This is a genomic window from Sinomicrobium weinanense (assembly GCF_018863395.1).
GTDB lineage: Bacteria > Bacteroidota > Bacteroidia > Flavobacteriales > Flavobacteriaceae > Sinomicrobium > Sinomicrobium weinanense.
Map to the genome: position 1 here is coordinate 1,256,627 of NZ_JAHKRR010000001.1, position 22,326 is coordinate 1,278,952.

General features: G+C 46.5%; 17 protein-coding genes. 8 read left to right on the plus strand and 9 right to left on the minus strand.

All coding sequences use genetic code 11. The annotated features are described in order from the left end of the window. Window positions 1–322: 322 nt before the first annotated feature. Window positions 323–1,597, minus strand: a complete 1,275-nt coding sequence (glyA, locus tag KN811_RS05405; protein ID WP_187964845.1) for a serine hydroxymethyltransferase — start codon at window positions 1,595–1,597, stop codon at window positions 323–325. Window positions 1,598–1,890: 293 nt separating this feature from the next. Here glyA and fahA point away from each other — a divergent pair, with 293 nt between their 5' ends. From fahA to KN811_RS05420, 3 genes are all read left to right on the plus strand, one after another. Continuing rightward, on the plus strand, window positions 1,891–3,192 hold the full coding sequence (gene fahA / locus KN811_RS05410) for a fumarylacetoacetase (protein WP_187964818.1): 1,302 nt from the start codon (window positions 1,891–1,893) through the stop codon (window positions 3,190–3,192). A gap of 243 nt (window positions 3,193–3,435) precedes the next feature. After that, window positions 3,436–4,047, plus strand: a complete 612-nt coding sequence (locus tag KN811_RS05415; RefSeq protein ID WP_187964819.1) for a GrpB family protein — start codon at window positions 3,436–3,438, stop codon at window positions 4,045–4,047. A gap of 55 nt (window positions 4,048–4,102) precedes the next feature. Then, the gene (locus KN811_RS05420; RefSeq protein WP_187964820.1) at window positions 4,103–5,443 is read left to right on the plus strand and encodes a M28 family metallopeptidase; all 1,341 of its coding nucleotides are present in this window, start codon (window positions 4,103–4,105) and stop codon (window positions 5,441–5,443) included. A 150-nt stretch (window positions 5,444–5,593) separates the two neighbouring features. On the opposite strand, the gene KN811_RS05425 is transcribed toward KN811_RS05420, so the two are convergent. Then, on the minus strand, window positions 5,594–8,002 hold the full coding sequence (locus KN811_RS05425) for a zinc-dependent metalloprotease (protein ID WP_187964821.1): 2,409 nt from the start codon (window positions 8,000–8,002) through the stop codon (window positions 5,594–5,596). A gap of 121 nt (window positions 8,003–8,123) precedes the next feature. On the opposite strand from KN811_RS05425, the gene prfB reads away from it, so the two are divergent. The 3 genes from prfB to arsC all read left to right on the plus strand — a co-directional run bounded on the left by prfB (window position 8,124) and on the right by arsC (window position 10,489). Then, a protein-coding gene (gene prfB, locus KN811_RS05430; RefSeq protein WP_187964822.1) for a peptide chain release factor 2 occupies window positions 8,124–9,225 on the plus strand; the annotation gives its coding sequence in 2 pieces (ribosomal slippage) (window positions 8,124–8,186 and window positions 8,188–9,225; 1,101 coding nt in all). Window positions 9,226–9,441: 216 nt separating this feature from the next. Continuing rightward, window positions 9,442–10,062 (plus strand): HAD family hydrolase, encoded by a 621-nt coding sequence (locus KN811_RS05435; protein WP_187964823.1) that lies wholly within the window; start codon window positions 9,442–9,444, stop codon window positions 10,060–10,062. Window positions 10,063–10,147: 85 nt separating this feature from the next. Continuing rightward, window positions 10,148–10,489, plus strand: coding sequence for an arsenate reductase (glutaredoxin) (gene arsC / locus KN811_RS05440; protein ID WP_187964824.1), 342 nt, complete (start codon window positions 10,148–10,150; stop codon window positions 10,487–10,489). 347 nt (window positions 10,490–10,836) lie between these two features. Here the strand turns inward: arsC and KN811_RS05445 are convergent, their stop codons facing one another. From KN811_RS05445 to KN811_RS05475, 7 genes are all read right to left on the minus strand, one after another. Then, window positions 10,837–12,243 carry an acetylxylan esterase gene (locus KN811_RS05445; RefSeq protein ID WP_187964825.1) on the minus strand — a complete coding sequence of 469 codons (1,407 nt, stop codon included), beginning with the start codon at window positions 12,241–12,243 and terminating at the stop codon, window positions 10,837–10,839. A gap of 304 nt (window positions 12,244–12,547) precedes the next feature. Further along, window positions 12,548–13,090 carry a YceI family protein gene (locus KN811_RS05450; RefSeq protein ID WP_187964826.1) on the minus strand — a complete coding sequence of 181 codons (543 nt, stop codon included), beginning with the start codon at window positions 13,088–13,090 and terminating at the stop codon, window positions 12,548–12,550. Between the two features lie 42 nt (window positions 13,091–13,132). Then, window positions 13,133–14,002, minus strand: a complete 870-nt coding sequence (locus KN811_RS05455; RefSeq protein WP_187964846.1) for a pirin family protein — start codon at window positions 14,000–14,002, stop codon at window positions 13,133–13,135. 20 nt (window positions 14,003–14,022) lie between these two features. Then, window positions 14,023–14,307: a GNAT family N-acetyltransferase gene (locus KN811_RS05460; protein ID WP_187964827.1), complete on the minus strand. Its 285-nt coding sequence runs from the start codon at window positions 14,305–14,307 to the stop codon at window positions 14,023–14,025. Window positions 14,308–14,376: 69 nt separating this feature from the next. Then, window positions 14,377–15,090, minus strand: coding sequence for a pirin family protein (locus KN811_RS05465; RefSeq protein ID WP_187964828.1), 714 nt, complete (start codon window positions 15,088–15,090; stop codon window positions 14,377–14,379). Between the two features lie 193 nt (window positions 15,091–15,283). Beyond that, a complete protein-coding gene (locus KN811_RS05470) occupies window positions 15,284–16,144 on the minus strand; it encodes an AraC family transcriptional regulator (protein WP_187964829.1) in 861 nt (286 codons plus the stop codon). Between the two features lie 191 nt (window positions 16,145–16,335). Then, window positions 16,336–17,799 carry an aminoacyl-histidine dipeptidase gene (locus KN811_RS05475; protein WP_187964830.1) on the minus strand — a complete coding sequence of 488 codons (1,464 nt, stop codon included), beginning with the start codon at window positions 17,797–17,799 and terminating at the stop codon, window positions 16,336–16,338. A 215-nt stretch (window positions 17,800–18,014) separates the two neighbouring features. Between KN811_RS05475 and KN811_RS05480 the strand changes: the two genes are divergently transcribed. Further along, window positions 18,015–19,070 (plus strand): DUF3810 domain-containing protein, encoded by a 1,056-nt coding sequence (locus KN811_RS05480; protein WP_247716395.1) that lies wholly within the window; start codon window positions 18,015–18,017, stop codon window positions 19,068–19,070. A 252-nt stretch (window positions 19,071–19,322) separates the two neighbouring features. Beyond that, the gene (locus tag KN811_RS05485; RefSeq protein ID WP_187964832.1) at window positions 19,323–22,307 is read left to right on the plus strand and encodes an amidohydrolase family protein; all 2,985 of its coding nucleotides are present in this window, start codon (window positions 19,323–19,325) and stop codon (window positions 22,305–22,307) included. Window positions 22,308–22,326: the final 19 nt, after the last annotated feature.

Sequence of the window (22,326 nt, forward strand, 5' to 3'; positions counted from 1 at the left end):
GTGGCTATATTTTATAAGTGTAATAATGACATTTACAAATGTAACCAAAGATTTCCCAAAAAAGCAAATATTTTATTGTAAAAATTACACTTTTAAACTCAAAAATATTTCGAAATACCAAAATTTCCCTGATAAACTAAGGAAAAGCTATTTGTATTTTTATCAGGATTTTAGAGAATACGTTGTCTTTACCGAAACAAAAAAAGAAGCGGGCTAAAGTAATCTGTTCAGGGTGACGTTAACAGATTACTTTAGCCCGCTTCTCTTTTGTTCCTTTTTCTCTTTAAAACAGAATTGAAGTATACAGATCCTGCCTTTCAGATCACCACTGGAAGAGTGGTTTTTCTTTCATCATGGCATTTACTTGTGCTCTCACCTCTTCGATCACTTTATCGTTCTCAAAATTGGTAATCACTTTATCTATTAGTTCTACGATCGTTTCCACATCGGCTTCTTTCAGTCCTCTTGTAGTTACAGCCGATGCTCCTATACGGATACCGGAAGTAACGAAGGGTGATTTATCGTCAAAAGGCACCATGTTCTTGTTCACGGTGATATCGGCTTTTTCAAGGGCATTTTCGGCATCCTTTCCGGAGATATCCTTGTTTCTCAGGTCTATGAGCATCATATGATTATCCGTACCTCCGCTGATCACCTTGTAGCCTTTATTTACAAAAGCTCCGGCCATGGTCTGCGCATTCTTCCTGACCTGGAGGGCATAGTGCAGGAACTCATCGGTAAGTGCCTCTCCGTAAGCAATGGCTTTAGCGGCAATAATATGCTCCAGTGGTCCTCCCTGGTTACCCGGGAATACGGCACTGTCGAGCAGGGACGACATCATCCGGGTTTTACCGTTCTTCAGTTTTATTCCGAAGGGATTTTCAAAATCTTTCCCCATCATGATCATTCCGCCTCTCGGGCCCCGGAGGGTCTTATGGGTGGTGGTACTAACAATATGACAGTGCGGCAGGGGATCGTTCAGGATGCCCTTGGCAATGAGTCCCGCAGGGTGAGAAATATCGGCAAAAAGGATGGCCCCCACACTGTCGGCGATCTCCCGGAAACGCTTAAAGTCAATATCCCTCGAATAAGCAGAGGCTCCGGCAATGATGAGCCTGGGTTGTTCTTTTTTGGCGATCTCCTCTATTTTATCGTAATTGAGCATCCCGGTCTCTTCTTCCACCCCGTAGAAAACGGGATTGTACAGTTTTCCGGAAAAGTTTACCGGAGAACCGTGTGTCAGGTGTCCTCCGTGAGACAGGTCAAAACCAAGGATCTTATCACCTGGTTTCAGACAGGCGTGATATACTGCAGTATTGGCCTGAGAACCACTGTGTGGCTGAACATTGACCCATTCGGCCCCAAACAGGGCTTTGGCTCTTTCAATGGCTATGTTTTCCACTTCATCCACAACTTCACAGCCTCCGTAATAACGCTTCCCGGGATAACCTTCGGCGTATTTGTTGGTCAGTACGGAACCGGCCGCCTCCATGACCTGTTCGCTTACAAAGTTCTCGGACGCTATCAGTTCCAGCCCGTGTAACTGACGTTCTCTTTCGGCTTCGATCAGTTCAAAAATCTGTTTGTCTCGTTGCATTGTATAAAATTCAAAGTTCAACCCTTCGACTGCGCTCAGGGTGACAAGTTTAACGTTCAAAATTCAAGGTTTAAGGTCCGGTTCAATTCCCACAGGGCCGGGATTACTTTTCGTTTCTTCATTTTTTAAAGTATTAATTTCGCCTGTTAAAATCAACCGTTTTACCTCGTTTCCGGAGTACCGGATCAACTTTCTCTTAAGAAATGCCCAAAAATAACAAATACATTCGGTAAATTGGATGAAAATAATATCTTTGAATACATTTTTATCAAACATAAATCAACAATTTTATTATGCCTATCACCGCGAACGACCCTCAGAGAAGATCCTGGATACAGGTAAACAAGGATTCCGATTTTCCCATCCAGAACATCCCTTTCGGTGTTTTTCTTACCCGGGACGACGTTATTACCATAGGTACACGGATAGGAGATACCGCCATAGACCTCGGCGCTCTGCACCAGCTGGGTTATTTTGAGGGCATTCCGCTCACGGACGATATTTTTTTGCAGGACAGCCTTAACGATTTCATATCCGACGGAAAAAAGACCTGGAGGCTGGTACGTAACCGCATTGCAGAAATTTTCGATATAAACAACCCCAAACTCAAGGATAACGAAGAACACAGGCGTATTGTACTCTTTACCCTGGACGAAATAGAAATGCAACTGCCTGTACAGATCGGCGACTACACCGATTTTTACAGCAGCAAGGAACACGCCACCAATGTAGGCAAAATGTTCAGGGACCCGGAGAACGCCCTGCTGCCCAACTGGCTCCATATTCCCGTGGGTTATCACGGCAGAAGTTCGTCTATCGTACCTTCGGGCATTCCTATACGCAGGCCAATGGGGCAAACATTGCCTCCGGGAACTGACACCCCCCTATTTGGTCCGTCAAAACGAGTGGATTTTGAGCTCGAAATGGCCTTTATCACCACTGATGCCAATCAGCTCGGGGAGCCTATTCCCGTAGACGAAGCCGAAGACTATATCTTCGGGATGGTACTCTTTAACGACTGGAGTGCCCGTGATATACAGAAATGGGAATACGTACCGCTCGGGCCTTTCCTGGCCAAGAACTTCGCTTCTTCCATTTCACCCTGGATCGTAACCATGGATGCGCTCGAACCTTTCCGGGTAGCAGGGCCGAAACAAAGCCCAGCACCCCTGCCCTACCTTCAGTATTCGGGCAATAAGAGCTTCGACATCAACCTGGAAGTCAGCCTTGCACCGGAAAACAGTGAACCACTCACCATCTGCAAAAGCAATTTTAAATACATGTACTGGACCATGGCACAGCAACTTGCTCACCACACAGTAAACGGATGTAATGTCAATTCGGGCGATATGATGGGCAGTGGCACTATTTCCGGCCCCACACCGGACAGTTACGGCTCCATGCTGGAACTGAGCTGGAGTGGAAAAAAACCGTTGAAGATGAAAGATGGCTCAGAAAGGACCTTTATTGAGGACGGGGATACCGTTACCATGAAAGGATACTGCCAAAACAATAAGGTTCGGATAGGGTTTGGAGAAGTCTCCGCTAAGTTACTCCCTCCTTTTAGTGAAAAGAAAAAAAACGGAGACCGGTAAATGCAGAAATTTTAGCGTTACCCTCTTAAGAAAGCAAATCTATATCGGTAATTTACAGCACTAAAGAACTCCTTTTTTTGATAAAGGGTGGCGGCACGACTTCTGTCGTGCCCGTCCCTGCTAATAGCGATCCACCCCTCTTCAACTGAAGAAAGGGCTCTTTTAATCTTAAAAACAAAAAGGTTTCTTTAAAAAGATTTAAATCATTTCAAAATTATCTGCAAGCTGAAAAAATTGACTTCAATGAAAAAGAACCTATACGAATTGACAAAAGAGGACTGGAACACGCTCTTCCCGGTAGAACTGACTGAACACAAACCCGAATGGAAAACCGTATTTGAAAACGAAAAGCAAAGGATTCTCTCAAAAATCGGAAACCAGACTATACTAAGGATTGAGCATTTCGGAAGTTCTTCCATTCCAAAAATCAAGGCTAAGCCGTACATTGACATCATGATAGAAATTCCTGAAGAATTACTGTTTGAGCAAAGCCTTATTGACCAGTTTCAGGATTTAGGATATACATACTTCAAAGTTCCCGAACGGGATAATATAAAAGCATATATGTCCCTCGCCAAAGGTTATGACCCAAATGGTGAAAAAAAAGAACAGATATTCCATATTCACATGTGCCCGAAAGACAATGCAATGTGGAATCAGATTGACTTCAGGGATTATCTGATCGCCAATTACGAGAGGGCAAAACAATACGAGGATTTAAAAACGGAATTAGCATCCAAATACAAACACGACAGAGGAGCATACGTATTAGGTAAAACGGAGTTTATAAATGAAACCCTGAGATTAATTAAAGAAGCTCAACATCCCAGGCATTTCCCCTCCCCAAATACGTAATTGCTGATCATTAAAAAACTACCTACATTTGATTTATACCTTAAACCCAACCATTATGAAACCTCATATCACATGTATTCTCATCTTCTCCGCCTTCCTCTCCTTTGCCCAGACCGATCCCCGTATCTACGATATTATCGACGGGGTCTCTGCCGAAAGGATTGAAAAAGACATCCGAACACTGGCCGGCTTCGGCACACGAAACACCTTTAGCGACACCATTTCCGAAACCCGGGGGATCGGTGCGGCAAGACGGTGGATCAAATCAGAATTTGAAAAGATCTCCAAAGACTGTAACAACTGTCTCGATGTATTTTACCAGAAAGACCTGGTCACCACCGAAGACGGCGACCGTGTGCCCCACGATGCCTGGGTGGTGAATGTCGTGGCCGTACAGAAAGGCACCAAATACCCCGACCGATATATCATTATGAACGGGGATATCGATTCCAGGGCCTCTGACGCCGTAGACTTCACGACCGACGCTCCGGGCGCCAATGACAATGCCAGCGGTATGGCAGGGGCCATCGAAGCTGCCAGAGTTCTGTCCGGGTATTCTTTTGAAAGCAGTATTGTCTATGTGGGCCTGTCCGGTGAGGAGCAAGGGCTTTTTGGCGGGAAAGGCTTGGCGGAATATGCCAAAAAGAACAACTGGGACATCATCGGGATACTTAACAACGACATGATAGGCAATATTGAAGGTGTGGACGGGGTCATAGACAACCGGACCTTCCGTATCTTCTCCGAACCTGTTCCGCCTACCGAAACCGAAAAGGAACGCAGCATGCGCAGGTTTTACGGCGGGGAGGTCGATGGTATTTCCAGGCAACTGGCACGTTATATCCATAAAACCGTACAGACCTATATGCCGGAAATGAACCCCATGATGGTCTATCGCCTGGACCGTTTTGGCCGCGGCGGACATCATCGGCCATTCAACGACCTGGGCTATGCGGGTGTACGGATCATGGAAGCTCATGAAAATTACAACAGGCAGCACCAGGATGTCCGGGTAGAGAACGGCATTGCCTACGGGGATGTCATAGAAGGGGTGAATTTCGGTTATGCCAAAAAACTTACGGCAGTAAATGCCATTAACCTTGCTTCACTGGCCTGGGGCCCTCCCGCTCCCGCACAAGTAGCTATTGGCGGCGTCGTTGAGGCTTCTGCCAAACTGAAATGGAAAAAGGTCAACGATCCGAACATAAAAGGATACAAAATATACTGGCGTTATACCACCTCTTCGCAATGGGAGTTCAGCCGCTTTGTTGGTAATACCGACCATCTTACACTGGATGGTATTGTTATTGACAACTTCTATTTTGGCGTAGCTGCTGTGGACAAGAACGGACACGAGAGCGTAGTGGTATTCCCTTCGGAGACTTTCCGGGATTGATAGTTTTACAGAGTCCTCTCTTTTGATAAAGGGAAGTGTCTCACCACAAGGTGTGACGGAGGGTTTGAATCGCGCTATCAGGAGATTTACCCTAAAATTTCCATCTCATTCAATCTTCCAGCGTAGCCTGGTCAATCTCCAATCAATCTTTTAATCCGCACAGTCCATACCGATGGGAGAACCGTCCGGGATTTTGGGAACGGAAAGGGTCTTGAAGGTTTCGGGCTTCTCCATAAATCTTTTTATCCTGTCCAGGTATTCCAGGGCATAGGTTTTACGATCTCCTTTTATAACCATCGGGCTCAGCTCCTGTGCCATTTCCCGCAGCTTTTCTTTGGCAATGGCATTGACCTGAGGATATCCCTTTTGATCTTTGGCCAGGTTCATCAGGTAATACAATACCCGGAAATTGACGATATGCTGTACTTCCTGCCTGTAACTGTCCTTATAGTTCTTTTTCAGGGTGGCCGCGATCAATTCGTCCAGTACTTCGGACAATCCCGGTTGAGCATTGTCCAGGGCTTTTTGCTGTACCAGCCGGGATGCCTTTTCCGGGTGAAGTAACAGCCTCAGGGTAAAATCGGCTGCGGTCTCTGCAGCACTCAGGGCATCGAAAGCCACCCCGGTTTTTCCGGTAAACGATTCCCTTGTCCTCGGATATCCCAGGGCTCGTGGCGGGAACAGGTTTAACTTATCTTCCGGAATGGCCAGGGTTTCTGCCGAAACCGTCCGCAACACAGATCTCAGGGCGTTTGTTTGTTCTTCTTTGTCCACTGCCTTAGTTATAAATTGTCCATCTCCCTTTACGGCATAGTTATAATCCAGTCCGCCTATAAGTTTTACGGCAGCTTCGGTCTGATAGCGGTGAAAGAAATAAAGCGGTACGAATACGTCTTCCAGTACGGAATAGGGTTCTCTGCCGCGAATATTATCTTCTGAAAAATTCCGGAGCGCTACATCCCGGACCTCGAGCACCCGGTTCAGCTCAGTTACGGCATCCTCCCCATTGTCCCACAGATGGGCATAGGCATGGGCCCCGCCTTGTGCCCGGGCATCGGCATCGGAAATAAAACGAAGGCCACGGGACTGTGCTTCTTTCAGTATATTGTGCAATTCCTCTGCTTCATTTGCTCCTTTTCCGAAATCGGAATAGGCATAAGCTACGGTAACTTTGTCCCATGCTCCTATCCCCGTAGCATAAGCCTCCGAAATATCTATTTCCCTGTTTTTGAGTTTTACCACCGGATGCGGATAATCCATTACGGAAGCCCTGTTGCTTATACTGGCTGCAAAGTTATGGGCAAAACCAAGGGTGTGCCCTATTTCATGGGCCGACAACTGGCGTATCCGCGCCAGGGCCATATCCAGCATGGCCTGGTAGTTATCGTCACGCTCGGCAAAGGGTTTGTTTATCAGGGCCTGGGCGATGAGAAAGTCCTGCCGGACGCGCAGGCTTCCCAGGCTTACATGTCCTTTAATGATCTCTCCCGTACGAGGGTCGCGCACACTGGCACCGTAGCTCCACCCTCTTGTAGAGCGGTGCACCCACTGCACTACATTATATCGTACATCCATTGGATCGGCGCCATCGGGAAGCATTTTCAACCGGAAGGCGTTTTTATACCCGATACTCTCGAAAGCCTGGTTCCACCACCTTCCGCCTTCCAGCAATGCGGAGCGTACAGGTTCGGGCGTTCCGGGGTCGAGGTAATAAATGATCGGCGTTTTGGCTTCGCTTACTTTTGCTGCCGGGTCTTTCTTTTCCAGCCGGTGCCTGGCTATATATCTCTTAATGATAGGTTCGTATACCGGACTGGCATAATCATAATAGGAAACCGAGAACATACCACTGCCGGGTGTAAAGTCCCTGGGGACATAACCGTCGTCCGGAAGCTCAATAAAAGAATGGTGCTGCATTACAGACACCAGTCTGGCATCGGGAGTGACCGAGCGTATCTCTTTTCCTTTAGGATCGCCTTCAAACGTAATTAAGGCTTCAAATTCCGTATTCTTCGGAAAGGCTTTGGTACGTTCCATGCTCAGGGCGCTCCTGTTTTTGTCCAGCTTATACGTTCCCTGCTTTTTCTCCTTTAACCTGTGCGCCACACCATGGGCATCGCGCAATAAAAAATCGGTAACATCTATAATATATGCCCCGTTTCGTTTTTCCTTGATCTCAAAGCCAAACAATACGGATTTTGCAAAAGCCTGCTCCACGGACCGGCGTTCTTTTACATTGTCCGTAATGGCGCGGTATTTCATGTTGGGTTGTATCAGTAGCAGTTTATTGCCTTCCTTTTTAAAATACACGATCTGTTCGTTGCCCAGTTGCCCCCGGTCGAGCCCTATATCATTACTGCCTACCCCCTGGCTTAAGGAATAGACATACAAAAATTCAGTCCCGGGATTTTCCACTTCCAGGTAGATCTTTCCTTCGGCATCGTCGTAATAAAAATCAAAGTATCCGTTAAACTTCTCGAGATCTTTCTTTTTGTCCAGGAACTGGCCTTGTACCATTTCTGCGAAGCATAGCAGGATGAGGAAAATGGTCTTTTTCATACGGTTCGTCGGTTTAGATTATAAATTTATAATAAATAATTTTTCCTGCTCCCCGTAAATAGTATTTTTGCTTGGAAAATGAGCTGGCGGTAAAATACCGTCAAAAACAGAAATTACATACATGGTTACATCCGAACAGGTGAAAAGCCTTATTGAGCGCCTTGGTGCGTTAAGGAGGTATCTTTGACATTGATGCCAAACTCATAGAAATACAGAACGAAGAAGAAAAAACCTATGCTCCGGACTTCTGGGATAATCCGAAAGAAGCCGAAGTCCTGATGCAATCGCTCCGCAGCAAAAAAAAATGGGTGGAGGGCTATGAAGAGAGTAAAGCCCTCGCAGGCGACCTGGAAGTACTGTATGACTTTTTTAAGGAAGGCGATGTCGATGCCGAAGAAGTGGAAATTCAGTATAAGAACACCCTCGAGCACATAGAACATCTGGAGTTCAAGAACATGCTTTCGGAAGAAGGCGACAATATGAGTGCCGTATTACAGATCACTGCAGGAGCCGGAGGTACGGAAAGCTGTGACTGGGCATCTATGCTCATGCGTATGTACCTCATGTGGGCAGAATCCCAGAAATACAAGATCAAGGAACTCAACTATCAGGAAGGCGATGTTGCCGGGATAAAAACAGTAACACTGGAAATCGACGGCGAATATGCTTTCGGATGGCTCAAGGGAGAAAATGGAGTGCACCGCCTGGTGCGTATTTCCCCGTTTGACAGCAATGCCAAACGTCATACCTCTTTCGCCTCGGTATACGTATATCCCCTCGCGGACGACAGTATAGAGATCGAGGTCAACCCGGCCGATATTACCTTTGAGACCATGCGTTCCAGCGGTGCAGGAGGACAGAACGTCAACAAGGTAGAGACCGCTGTACGACTGCGCCACCACCCTACGGGGATCGTTATAGAGAACTCGGAAACCCGGTCGCAACTGGACAACAAGACCAAGGCCATGCAGCTCCTAAAATCACAACTCTTTGAAATAGAGCTGAAAAAACGACAGGCGAAAAGGGCCGAGATCGAAGCCGGAAAAATGAAGATCGAATGGGGTTCCCAGATCAGAAACTATGTGATGCATCCGTATAAACTGGTAAAAGATGTAAGAACAGCAAAGGAAACCACCGATGTGGATGCCGTGATGAACGGAGAAATAGACCCGTTCCTGAAGGCCTACCTGATGATGATGGGCCAAAAAGAAGAGGACAATTAGAAATAAATGTAGGGGGAGGGGTCTAAAAAGTCTATATCCGTCATGCCTGTTCAGCATCCCATAACACTGATCGGACGGTCGGAATGGGACCCTGAAACAAGTTCAGGGTGACGTAAAAGCTACTTTTTAGACAGTCCCATGTATTGCGTTTAAAATACAGGATAAGAAACAGAACGTTCTAAAATCTCAAGTCTCAAATCTATTATCTAAAATATCATGAGCCAAGAAATTGACAGCATCATCTTCGACCTCGGAGGTGTACTTATCGACTGGAACCCCGAATACGTATTCCTGGATGTTTTTAACGGCGACCGGGAAAAAATGCAATGGTTTTTTGACCATATCTGTACTTCGGACTGGAACGAGGAACAGGACGCCGGCAAAAGCCTGGCCGAAGCCACCGAAGAACGGGTTGCCCTTTTCCCGGAACACGAAGATCACATACGTATGTATTACGGCCGGTGGGAAGAAATGCTCAGCGGAGCCATTGACGGGACCGTCAATATCCTCAGATCCCTGATCGCACAGAAGAAATACAAAATAGTGGCCCTGACCAACTGGAGCGCCGAGACCTTCCCCATCGCCCTGGAACGGTTTGACTTCCTGCACTGGTTTGAAGGTATTGTTGTATCTGGTACGGAAAAGACCCGAAAACCTTTCCGTGACATTTACGACCTTACACTGAACCGCTTCGGGATTGAGCCGGAAAAGTCGATCTTTATCGACGATAACCGGAGGAACATAGAAGCGGCCAATGAAATCGGTATAAACGGTATCCGGTTTACATCGCCATCACAACTCGAGGAAAGCCTTAAGAAATTTGATATCAGTATTTAAAACCTTAAAATGGCACGCGGATGACACGGATTTTCGGTTGTAAAAAGCGTTATCCGGTTTGCTGTTTGACTAAAAAATTTAAAAAATGATAAAGATATATCACAATCCGCGTTGCACGAAATCCAGGGAAGGGCTTGCCATACTGGAAGAGTCCGGAAAAGAATTTGAAGTGATCAAATACCTGGAAGAGGTCCCTTCAGAAAAAGAGCTCCGCGAAATCGTAGACCTGCTGGGCATATCACCAATAGATCTTGTACGTAAGAATGAGAGCATCTGGAAAGAAAATTACAAAGGCAAAACCTTATCGGATGACGAAGTCATAAAAGCCCTGGCCGAAAATCCCAAACTGATCGAACGGCCGATCGTCATTGCCGGGAAAAAAGCCGTTATAGGCCGCCCGCCGGAAAACATCAAGTCCGTTCTTTGACGAAATCGGGAAGTGTTTTACCTAGGTTAACGTAAATAACGGATAAGCTCTTTGAAGCCAAAGTGCTTTAGACTGTAACCTTATTTGAATTTTTCTAAAGAGTTCCTCCCTTCAGACGAAGGGAGGTGGTTCCGATTGAAATCGGGATCGGAGAGCCTGTCCCGAGATATCGGGAGTTTGAAAGCCCAAGCCATGGGGAAAATATAAAATTTCAGAGTTACACCCAAGGTTCGGGCCTGGTCAAACTCCCCGTCCCGCAAGCGTGACACCCCCCTACTTCGACAAGCTCAGCACGTGCCTTCATCTGAAGAGGGGAGCCTTTTTTCTTATCCATTATTCATGTTAGGCTAGTAAAGTGCTTTTAAACCGTAATCGCGAAGGATGTCGTTGTATTCCGGCTGTATCCGTAACAGGGAAATATCTTCGTCCTCATTCAGTTTTTTCACATCTTTAAAACCGGTTTGTAACAGTTTTTCGAGGTAAAAGAGCGCCATGCCGTATTCGCTTTTCTCCACACTGTATTTCAGTATGTTGAAATAGGCCTCTTCCTGTTCGGGATCGAGTAATACCACAAAAGCATTGACAAACAGCAATTTATCAATGTCCTTTTCTTCATCCAGTGAAGGTATGGTTTCCAGGACTACGGATTTCAGCATGTTCTTCAGGCGCCTGGCCATTTTGGCCTTGGCCTGGTTCTTGCCCTTTTCGAGTTTTTCCAGCGCTATGATCTCTTCTTCCCAGGATGGGAGCTGTCCTATGTTTCCAGCAGAAATATCTTCTCCCAGAAAAGTCAGGTAGTCCACCATATAATAGTTTTCCAGTTCGGAAATCCCGTAACTGTCGTTACGCTGTTTCCGGAACTCATTGTTCTTCCGGATCTCCTTTCGCCTTTGTTTAAACCCGTCTTTATCTTTATAACTGCTGTAATTGGTTGTCAGTTGTTTCAGGTCTTCAAAGGCATAGAAAACCCGGCCTTCCTTTTCCTGTTTTCTGTTAAAGTCCATATCTTTCAGATAGAGGGAGTCTATCTTCCTTTCACTGCCTGGCAGGGCTCCTTTTGCGATGGATTTTACAGTCAGGGTCCGGAGGGCTTTGTCCACGTATTCCGCCGGAGGATAATGAGATGCCCCCTCATATACCAGAAGGTCGGCATGGAACTTTTTCCCGTTGAAGCTGCTCACCGTACCTTTCATCTCCCTGTAACTACCATCCTCATCTCCTACCAAGCCCACAAACAGGAAATCGTTTTTCCGGGGCATATATTTTTCATTCCCGGGCAGGGCAGCACCACAGGCAATGACTCCGTCCACATCCTTGGAAATGGCACCAATGGCGGTGGCCAGCCTTCCCCCTGCGGAAAATCCTGCAGTATATATTCTTTTAGGGTCTACCGGGAATTTCTCCAGAACAATATCAAAAAGTCTTTTGGCCAGATAAAAATTGGCTTCGTATGAAGTGTTCTTTACACTGTTGCCCCCCACGATAATATACTGACGCCCCCCGGGAGCAGCAGTAAAGGCTTCTACGGCTTCCCTGTTCCTCTTTTCGGTATCGAAAACAAAGATCACCGGCCATTTCTTTTCCGCAGTATATGCTTCCGGCAGGTAAATGGCGTAGTGCAAAAGGTCAGTACCTGGTATGGGAACAGAATCCGTAACCGTGCCTTTTTGCAGGCGCAGGTTCTGAGCGTGACCGAAAAAAGACAGTAAAAAAAATAAACAGATAAAACTGTTCTTTAATTGAAGGTTAAGCATATTTCTATCTTGAATAAGTAAGTACAAGATAGCTCAAAAAAGAGGATAAAAAAAATAAGAAGTTGTATTATACTTTCAATTTCTGAATAACTCCCTTCAACTTCCTTATTCCGTATAAATGTATGGAAAAAGGGTGTCTAAAAAACCCTATAACCCGTCATGCTGAACTGTCACCCTGAGCACAGTCGAAGAGTTGTTTCAGCATCCCTTCATGCCGATCGGACCATTGGTATGAGAACCTGAAACGAATTCAGGTTGACGTTAAGATACTTATCAGACACCCTCTATGGTATTTAACCCTAATTTAATTTCTGGCAAACTGCAGGTTTAGCAGCAGTTTCACTTCATCACCTACTACAATGCCCCCGGCTTCCGTAACACCGTTCCATTCCAGGCCGAACTCCTTGCGGTTGAGTTTTCCGGTGATCTCAAACCCGGCCTTGGTATTGCCATAAGGGTCTACCATTGTGCCGCCGTGTTCTGCTTTCAGCACTATGGGTTTAGTGTTTCCCCTGATGGTGATGTCTCCTGTAACTTCATAAGTGTCATCTCCCGTTTTTTTAAAGCCCGTAGAGACAAAAATGAGTTTGGGATGATTTTCGGCATCAAAAAAATCTGCAGATTTCAGGTGATTGTCCCGGTCGTTGTTATTGGTGGAGATACTGTCTATATCCACTTCAAAAACGGCTTTGGCATTGTCAAAACCTTCGCCGTTGGTTTCCAGCCCTCCCGAAAAGGAGGTGAACTGACCGGTTACGGTAGAGATCACCAGGTGTTTTACTTTAAACTGTACTTCGGAATGGGCAGGGTCTATGCTCCATGTTACTTTGTTCGCTGTTGTTTCCATTTTTTAAATTTTTGTTATTTCAATAATTATATTGTTTTTTTATCAGGGTAACGGCACATAGGTGTCGTCTTCCTGAACTTTCGGGAACCGCTTTTCCCGCCAGTTCTCTTTTGCCTTTTCGATCTTTTCCTTGTCAGACGACACGAAGTTCCAGTAGATATACCGTTCTTCTTCAAACGGCGCACCGCCGAACAGTAACAGGTGTGTTCCTTTTTCTACCTGCAGGGCACACTGGTTATCGAGTTTGGAGACCAGCATATTCCCGCCCCCCACTTCCTGACCGCAGGCATTGACCTTGCCCTCCACAATACAGATACCTATCTCCCCTTTGAGGTTTCCGGCAATATCCAGGTTAAAGGATTCTCCTGCTTCTACCGATACCATGAACAGGTCGGAATGGGTGGGTACGGGAGATACTTTACCAAAACCTTTTCCGGCCACCAGGGTAAATTCGGCTCCGTCTTCGGTCCAGGAAGGCAGGTCTTTCCTCGAAATATGATAAAATTCAGGGGCCATATCTTCCAGTTCCTTCGGAAGGGCTATCCATATCTGATAGCCGTGCACGGTAAATTCATGTCCGTTCCTGAGGTCTGCCGGGGTCCTTTCGGTATGTGTCACCCCTTTGCCGGCCACCATGAGATTCACCGAACCGGGATTGATACGCTGTTCGGTGCCTATGCTGTCCTTGTGCATGATCTCCCCTTCCAGGAGATAGGTAAGCGTGGCCAGTCCGATGTGAGGGTGCTGGTCCACATCCATATATTTATCCGGTCCCAGTTTTTCGGGGCCCATATGGTCTATGAATATGAACGGGCCTACCATTCGTTTTTTACGGAAAGGGATCAACCTCCCTACCAGGAAATCACCTATATCCCGGCTTCTTTCTGCTATGATAAGATCTGTATTGGACATCAGTATTTGTTTTAAGGTTTTCAGGCCAGGACATCCTGCCATTCGGTTACTTTTTTAAAGGTGGCATTGGCAAAGGGGCATAAAGGCACCACTTTGATGCCCTTTTCCCTGACATAGCCCACCAGTGTTTCCAGTAGTTTTTTCCCTATACCCTGCCCTTTCAGGGATTCGTCCACCCCGGTGTGCTCTATGATCATTTTTTTCTCCCCGGCCATGACGTAGGTCATTTCCGCCAGGCGCTTTTTATCCACACGCCAGGTAAAAGCGCCTTTTTTATCGTTGTGAATATGCTTTATTTCTCCCATAATATTTTTGTAAGATGATGACATATAAATATAGTAAACTTAGCCCTCTTTTTCAACGTAAATACCTTGTTAAATGGCCATCGGCACATCCATAAGGAGAAACCGGGCATCATTTTCGGCTGTTATGGATATCTTATCGGTATCCCATACGCCATAAGCATCCCGTTTGTCCAGGGTCTGCCCGTTTACACTCACGCTTCCTTCCATAACGAAGAGATATACGCCATTACCTTCCTTTTTCAGGTGGTATTCGCGGGCAGTCCCCTTGTCAAAATCCCCGAGGTTGAACCAGGCATCCTGATGTATCCATGTTCCCTGGCCGTTTACATCGGGCGATACGACCTGGTACAGTTCGTTCTTCTTCCTGTAATCTTCAATGGATATCTGGTCGTAGCGGGGCTCTACATTCCTTTCGTTGGGAAACAGCCATATTTGCAGGAGATTGGTTTCCTGGTCCTTGTTGGGGTTATACTCACTGTGAAAAATCCCCGTACCGGCACTCATCACTTGTATTTCCCCGTTTTTTATACGGCCTGTGTTTCCCATACTGTCTTTGTGTTCCAGGTCGCCCCGGAGCGGTATGGTAATGATCTCCATATTGTCATGGGGATGCATACCGAATCCCATCCCCCCGCTTACGATATCGTCGTTAAGTACCCTAAGGGCACCGAAGTTCATCCTTTCGGGGTTGTAATAATTGGCAAAACTGAAACTGTGATGGGCATTGAGCCACCCATGATCGGCATGTCCCCTTGTATCTGCCCTGTGCAATGTTGTTTTCATAATCGTACTCCTTTTATTTGTTCTGTACAAAGATCCGAACATTAAAGACGCCGGGGAATACAAGAATACGGGAAAGCCTTATAAAAATACGATCCCTCGGCTCCGCTCGGGAACCGGAAGAGATGGAACAAGGAGATTGAGAAAACGGACACCGATCACTGTTTACCGATTACCGAATACCAAAACCCCGGAGTTACTTCCTGAAATCAGACGGGGACATCCCGGTACATTTCTTGAAAAAACTACTGAAGTGGGCCGGTTCCGAAAACCCGAGGGTATAGGCGATCTCTTTCTGGGGCTGACCGGAAAAATAGAGCATTCTCCTGGCTGCAATGGTAATACGGGATTGCAGGTATTCTTTGGCGGTCTTTCCGATAAGGGACTTTACCACCCTGTTGAGATGATCGGGAGTAACGTGCAGGGCATCGGCATATTGCGAAACGAGGTGCCACTCCGTAAAGTGATCTTCCACCAGCTTTTTGTAGTCCTTAAAAAGTGTGCCTCCCGCCTGAAGTTGCTGGGGGTTTTCTCCATGTATGCTGCACAGGTTATTGCAGGAAATGAGGAAAAGCCGTAGTAATGAACCGATACCCTGGGACCGGAACTTCATATGGGTGCGGCTCCATTCCATCATTTGTTCGCAATAGGCCGCTAAGCGTTCTTCCTGTTCTTCATCGAGAGGAAGCGGCGGGGTATCTCCGTAGTCCCGGAAAAGGTTGATGTCTTCGATAAAGCAGGAATCGATCTGGTTCTCCAGCATAAACCGGGAGGAAAACGTAATGACATAACCATACGATTTTTCCTTTTCCACGATCTGGTGCACCTGTCCGGGGCTGATAAAGTAGACCTGTTTCCCGGAAAATTCATATTCGTTAAAGTCTATACTGTGTGTTCCCCTGGCTTTTTTTACGAGCAGCACAATATAATAATCATGCCGGTGCGGTTCGTCCGGTGTCCCTCCCCTTTTTTCATAAATATCTTCCATAGTACGGATACAGAAGGTCATCCGGCTATCGGCAGGGTTTACGTCGTTGTATGTTTTAATGAAATTCACCAGTTTTTAGTAGCTGTTTGTAAAGATAGGGCTTTTGGTGAATATCAGGAGAAAACGGGTATGCATGTAAAATCTAATCAAAACCTTACTTAAAACTAAAAAACAAGGCTCCTCACTTTTGATAAAGGAAGGAGCCTGAAGAACTTCATATAATAATTACTATCCGATACAACTTCCCGGGGGAGGAAAGCCTATTTTTTCTCCGGAATATCTTTTAAGATCTCGCGGAGGAATTTCCAGAATTTCTGTGTGGAGGTGATGCCGGCCCTTTCATCGGGAGAGTGTGCTCCGCGGATGGTGGGGCCAAAACTTATCATGTCCATTTCCGGGTAGTTTTGCCCGAGTATGCCGCATTCCAGTCCGGCGTGGCAGGCAGCTACATCCGGTTTTTCATTGAACAGGGTTTCGTATTTCTCCCGGAGGACTTTAAGTATAGGTGAATTTACATTGGGTTGCCAGCCGGGATAACTTCCGGAGAGCTTCACCTCACAGCCGGCCAGTTCAAATGTGGCACGCAGCGTGTTGGCCAGGTCGGTTTTGGAACTGTCTACGGATGAACGGGTAAGGCAGGATATTTTGATCTCACCATCCTTTATGATCACTCTTGCAATATTATTGGAGGTTTCGGTAAGCCCTTCCATATCGGCACTCATCCTGTACACTCCGTTATGAGCGGCATAGAGCGCTTTGGTTATTCCTTCCTGTACACCCAGTTCCATAACGGCGCCGGGAGTTTCCGCAGGTTCTGCAGCGATGGTCAGTGAAGGTTCCATTGTTTTTAATTCGTTTTTAATGGTTCGGGCAAGTTCATCAAATTCAAATTCAAAGGCCTCCTTACTTACCTTATCTACCACAACCAGGGCAGAACTTTCCCTGGGGATGGCATTGCGCAATCCTCCCCCATCGATCCCGGCGATACACAGGCCGTAATTTTCAAAACCGTCGAACAACACCCGGTTCATGATCTTGTTGGCATTGCCCAGACCTTTATGAATGTCCATACCGCTGTGTCCGCCCTGCAAGCCTTTTACGGTGATCCTGAAAGCCCCGGCACCTTCCGGCACAGGCTCTTCCTTGTAGGTTCTGGTGGCGGTTATATCCACACCTCCGGCACAGCCTATACCTATTTCATTGTCTTCTTCCGTGTCCAGGTTAAGGAGTATCTCTCCTTTCAACACTCCCTTTTCAAGCCCCTGTGCCCCGGTCATTCCGGTCTCTTCATCAATAGTAAACAAGGCTTCCAGGGCTGGATGAGGTATTTCATTGCTTTCCAGTATGGCCATGATCGCAGCTACTCCGAGGCCGTTATCAGCGCCGAGGGTAGTTCCTTTGGCCTTTACCCAGTCGGCAGCGACGTACATTTCTATGCCCTGTGTAGCAAAGTCGAAATCAGTATCGGCATTTTTCTGGTGCACCATGTCCAGGTGCGATTGCAGTACCACGGCTTTCCTGTTCTCCATACCGGGAGTTGCAGGTTTGCGGATAATGACATTCCCGGTATTGTCTTTAAAGGTTTCCAACCCCAGTTTTTTACCGAAATCCAGCATGAAGGCTATGACCTGCTCCTCTTTTTTCGAGGCCCGTGGTACGGCATTGAGGTCGGCAAACCTGTTCCACACTTCTTTGGGTTCTAACGATCGTATCTCTGAATTCATATTCCTGTTTTTTGTTTGTTACAAAACTAAGGGAAACTTTCTTTACAATCAGGGCAAACACATCATAATTGAGTAATTCACCGCTTCAGCACTTCGACCGGAGTCAGAGTAAAAGGTTGCAAGTTGCAATACTCTCACTTTCTCACCTTCTCACCTTCTCACTTTCTCACATCTCTTACAATATATTTTCCTATTTTTAGGCCATGTCAGAAAAGATGAAAAACCTCCTTGCGCTTTCCATTATCCCGCAAGTGATCGGCATAAAGTTGCTGGCCCTGGCCCCGGGCTTTATCGAAAAATATTACAGTAACGGTGTTTATCCGCTGATATCCAAAGGGTCCCGGTATGCTTTCGGATGGGTCCCTTTTTCCGTGGGCGACGTATTTTACGGTATTGCGGGAATCCTTATTCTCCGGTTCCTTTTCCTGAACCTGAGATCTGTGCTTCGAAAGCCCTGGTATTTTTTCCGGGAGGTCCTGATCGTCATATCTTTTGCCTATTTCGCATTTCATGTGTTCTGGGGCATGAACTATTACCGCCCCCCCCTGCACCGGTCTTTGGATATGGACAGCACTTACACCACAGAAGAACTGGTAGATTTTACCAAAAGCCTTATTGCCCGTACCAATGCCATACAACTGGAGATCACAGGAAATGATACCGTTATGGTAGAAATCCCGTATTCCAGAAAAGAAATATACCGTATGTCGGTCTCCGGATATACAGAAACCGCAAAGGAGATGCCCGGGTTTTCCTATGCCCCGAGAAGTGTGAAAAATTCCCTCTTTTCGCTTCCCCTTACCTATATGGGATATAGCGGATACCTGAACCCGTTTACCAATGAAGCCCAGGTAAACGGCCTGAGAGTGGATTACCGCTACCCTATGGTCAGTTGCCATGAAGAGGCACACCAGATCGGGTATTCTGCAGAAAACGAGGCCAATTTTATCGGTTTTCTTGCGGCTACCCGTAATAAGGATATTTATTTCAGGTATTCCGGATATGCTTATATGCTACGGTATTGCCTGAATGAGGCCTACCGCAGGGATCCGGAAACCTTTGAAAAGCTCAAGGAGCAAATGCACAAAGGTATCCTGAAAAACTATACTGATGTGACCTTGTTCTGGCGCAAATACGAGAATCCGGTGGAACCTTTTTTTAAAAACACCTTTAATGCCTATTTAAAGGCCAACAGCCAGGCGGGGGGAATAAAAACGTATAGCTATGTGGTGGCGTTGCTGGTCAATTACCACAAAGAAAATCCGTTATAGATGGCCAATGACCCTATTGGCTTGATCCAATATTCCTAGTCCTCTTAAAGACGCACGGCCGTGCGTCTCAACGTGAGGAAGCTGTGCTCCTCTACGTGATGGGCCATCCGTTCCGGATTTTGTTTAAAATAAAAATTCACCATAATTTATTCAGATACTAGCAGTCAAAAGTTAAAGTTTCCTTAACTAACTCCCGGTTTTTAACAGTTATATTAACTTTAAGCCAACTAAACTCTAATTCAAATTTACGTTATGAGAAAAAGGCTACCCGTATTATTACTGGTATTCCTGTGTTCGATTACCCTGCACGCACAGGAGTATTTTCCAAAGAACGACGGTGTTAAAACCACAGACAACAACTACACGGCATTTACCAATGCCAGGATCTACGTAACTCCCACACAGGTAATAGACAACGGCACCCTTCTTATACAAAAGGGAAAGGTGGTTGCTGCCGGGAACGGGGTCTCTGTCCCGGACAACAGCCAGGTCATTGATCTGAAGGGAAAGCACATTTATCCTTCTTTCATAGACATGTACAGTGAATTCGGTGTACAAAAACCGGCAAAAAAAGGCCGAGGGCGGCGTTCGCCCCAATACGACGCTTCCCGCAAGGGATTTTACTGGAACGACCATATTATGCCGGAAAAAAATGCGGTAGATAAATTCCTTTTCGATACCAAAAAAGCCAGGGAATTACTCCAGGCCGGGTTCGGTACGGTAAACACCCATGTTGCAGATGGCATTGTAAGGGGCACAAGTGTGCTGGTGGCCCTTGATTCTACCGACAACAGTGATATGCGTATCATAGGCCAGAAGGCGGCACAGCATTTCTCCTTTGCCAAGAGTGTAGCTTCTGCACAAAACTATCCAACCTCACTTATGGGGGCTATGGCACTGCTCCGCCAGATGTACCGGGATGCCAAATGGTATGCTGCCGGGCATGCGGAAAACAAGGACATGTCGCTCGAAGCGCTTAATGCCAACAAGGACCTGCCACAAATCTTCGATGCGGACGGTTATCAGAACGACCTCCGTGCCTCCAGGATCGCCAAGGAATTCGGGCTGCAATACATCCTGAAAGGCGGCGGGGACGAATACCAGCGTATCCGGGAAATAAAAGCCACCGGAGCCAGCTTTATCCTTCCCCTGGATTTCCCTGAGGCCTATGATGTTTCCGATCCCAATCAGGCGGGAAAAGTGGCTCTGTCCGATATGCGCCTGTGGAACCAGGCTCCCGGAAATCCTGCAGCACTGGCCAAAAACGATATTCCGTTTGCCTTTACCCTTGCCGGCCTGAAAAAAACAGCCGATTTTAAAGCCAATCTCATGAAGGCCATAGATTACGGCCTGGACAAAACTAAAGCACTGGAAGCCCTTACCACGATTCCCGCGGGACTTTTAGGCAAATCGGAGGTGATCGGTTCTCTGAAAAACGGAAGCTACGCAAACTTCCTCATCACCTCGGGTGATATTTTTGACAAGAAAACCACACTGTACGAGAACTGGGTACAGGGAGACAAACACACCATCAATGATATGAGCCTCATTGACGTCCGGGGCGAATACGATCTTGCCATTGGAGGAAACACCTACAAACTGAAAATCACAGGTGAACCTGCCAAACCCAAGGCCGAATTAAAATCGGATACAACAACATTAAAAACCAAGCTCACTTATAGCAAGGGCTGGTTTAATCTTGCTTTTTCCCCTAAAAAAGAGGGAGACACGGGTTTTGTCCGGCTAAACTCCCTGGTGACCGCCCCCGGTTCCCTGAGCGGAAAAGCCATACTGGCCAATGGAACGGAAAGTACATGGAGAGCCACCAAAAAATCTGACTACGAAAAAAAGGACAAGGACGATAAAAAGGACGAAAAAACTATCCCGGAGATGGTTCCCCTCACCTTTCCTAACAATGGATATGGCTTTGCACAACTCCCCAAACAGGAAAACATACTTTTTAAGAATGCCACGGTATGGACCAGTGAGGATGAAGGTATTCTGGAGAACACGGATGTCCTGGTCAAAAACGGAAAAATAGCCCGTGTTGGCAAAAACCTGTCCGCCGGAGGGGCCAAAGTGATCGATGCAACAGGAAAACACCTCACCGCAGGGATTATAGACGAACACTCACATATAGCAGCGACTTCCATCAATGAATCGGGGCATAATTCTTCAGCCGAGGTGAGCATAGAAGACGTCGTGGATGGCGATGATATTAATATATACAGAAACCTGTCCGGAGGGGTCACTTCCATCCAGATATTGCACGGTTCGGCCAATCCCATCGGAGGGCGTTCGGCTATCATCAAACTAAAATGGGGACTACCTGCGGATCAACTCATTTATGAAAACTCTCCCAAGTTCATCAAGTTTGCCCTGGGCGAAAATGTAAAACAATCCAACTGGGGAGACTTGCAAACCATTCGTTTCCCGCAGTCGAGAATGGGCGTGGAGCAGGTGTATATGGATTATTTCCAGCGTGCCAAAGAATACGATGCCAAAAAGAAAAGTGGCAAACCCTACCGTTTCGACTACGAAATGGAAACCCTGGCCGAGATCATTAATAAAGAACGCTTTATTACCTGTCACTCTTACGTACAGAGTGAAATAAACATGCTGATGAAAGTGGTTGAAAGGTTCGACTTCAACATCAATACCTTTACCCATATCCTCGAAGGATATAAAGTAGCCGACAAAATGAAAGAACACGGCGTCGTGGGCGCTTCCACTTTCTCCGACTGGTGGGCCTACAAATACGAGGTAAACGATGCTATTCCTTATAATGCAGCCATCATGCAAAGCCAGGGACTCAATGTGGCCATCAATTCCGACGATGCCGAAATGTCCAGGAGACTTAACCAGGAAGCCGGAAAAACGGTGAAATACGGAGGTGTTTCGGAAGAGGAAGCCTGGAAAATGGTCACTATCAACCCCGCTAAAATGCTGCACCTGGACCAGAGGGTGGGCAGTATCAAGGCCGGAAAAGATGCCGACCTGGTGTTGTGGAGCGATCACCCGCTGTCTATCTATGCCATTGCCGAAAAGACATTTATCGAAGGGGTTCCTTACTACGATTATGAAAACATGAAACAACGGCAGCAAAGTATTGCACAGGAGCGGAACAGACTCATTAACCAGATGTTAGAGGCCAAGAACAAAGGCGAAAAAACACAGGCTCCGAAAAAGAAAGAGGATAAACATTTCCACTGTGATACTGAAGTATATGGAATTTAATCTTCACAAAATAAAGTTT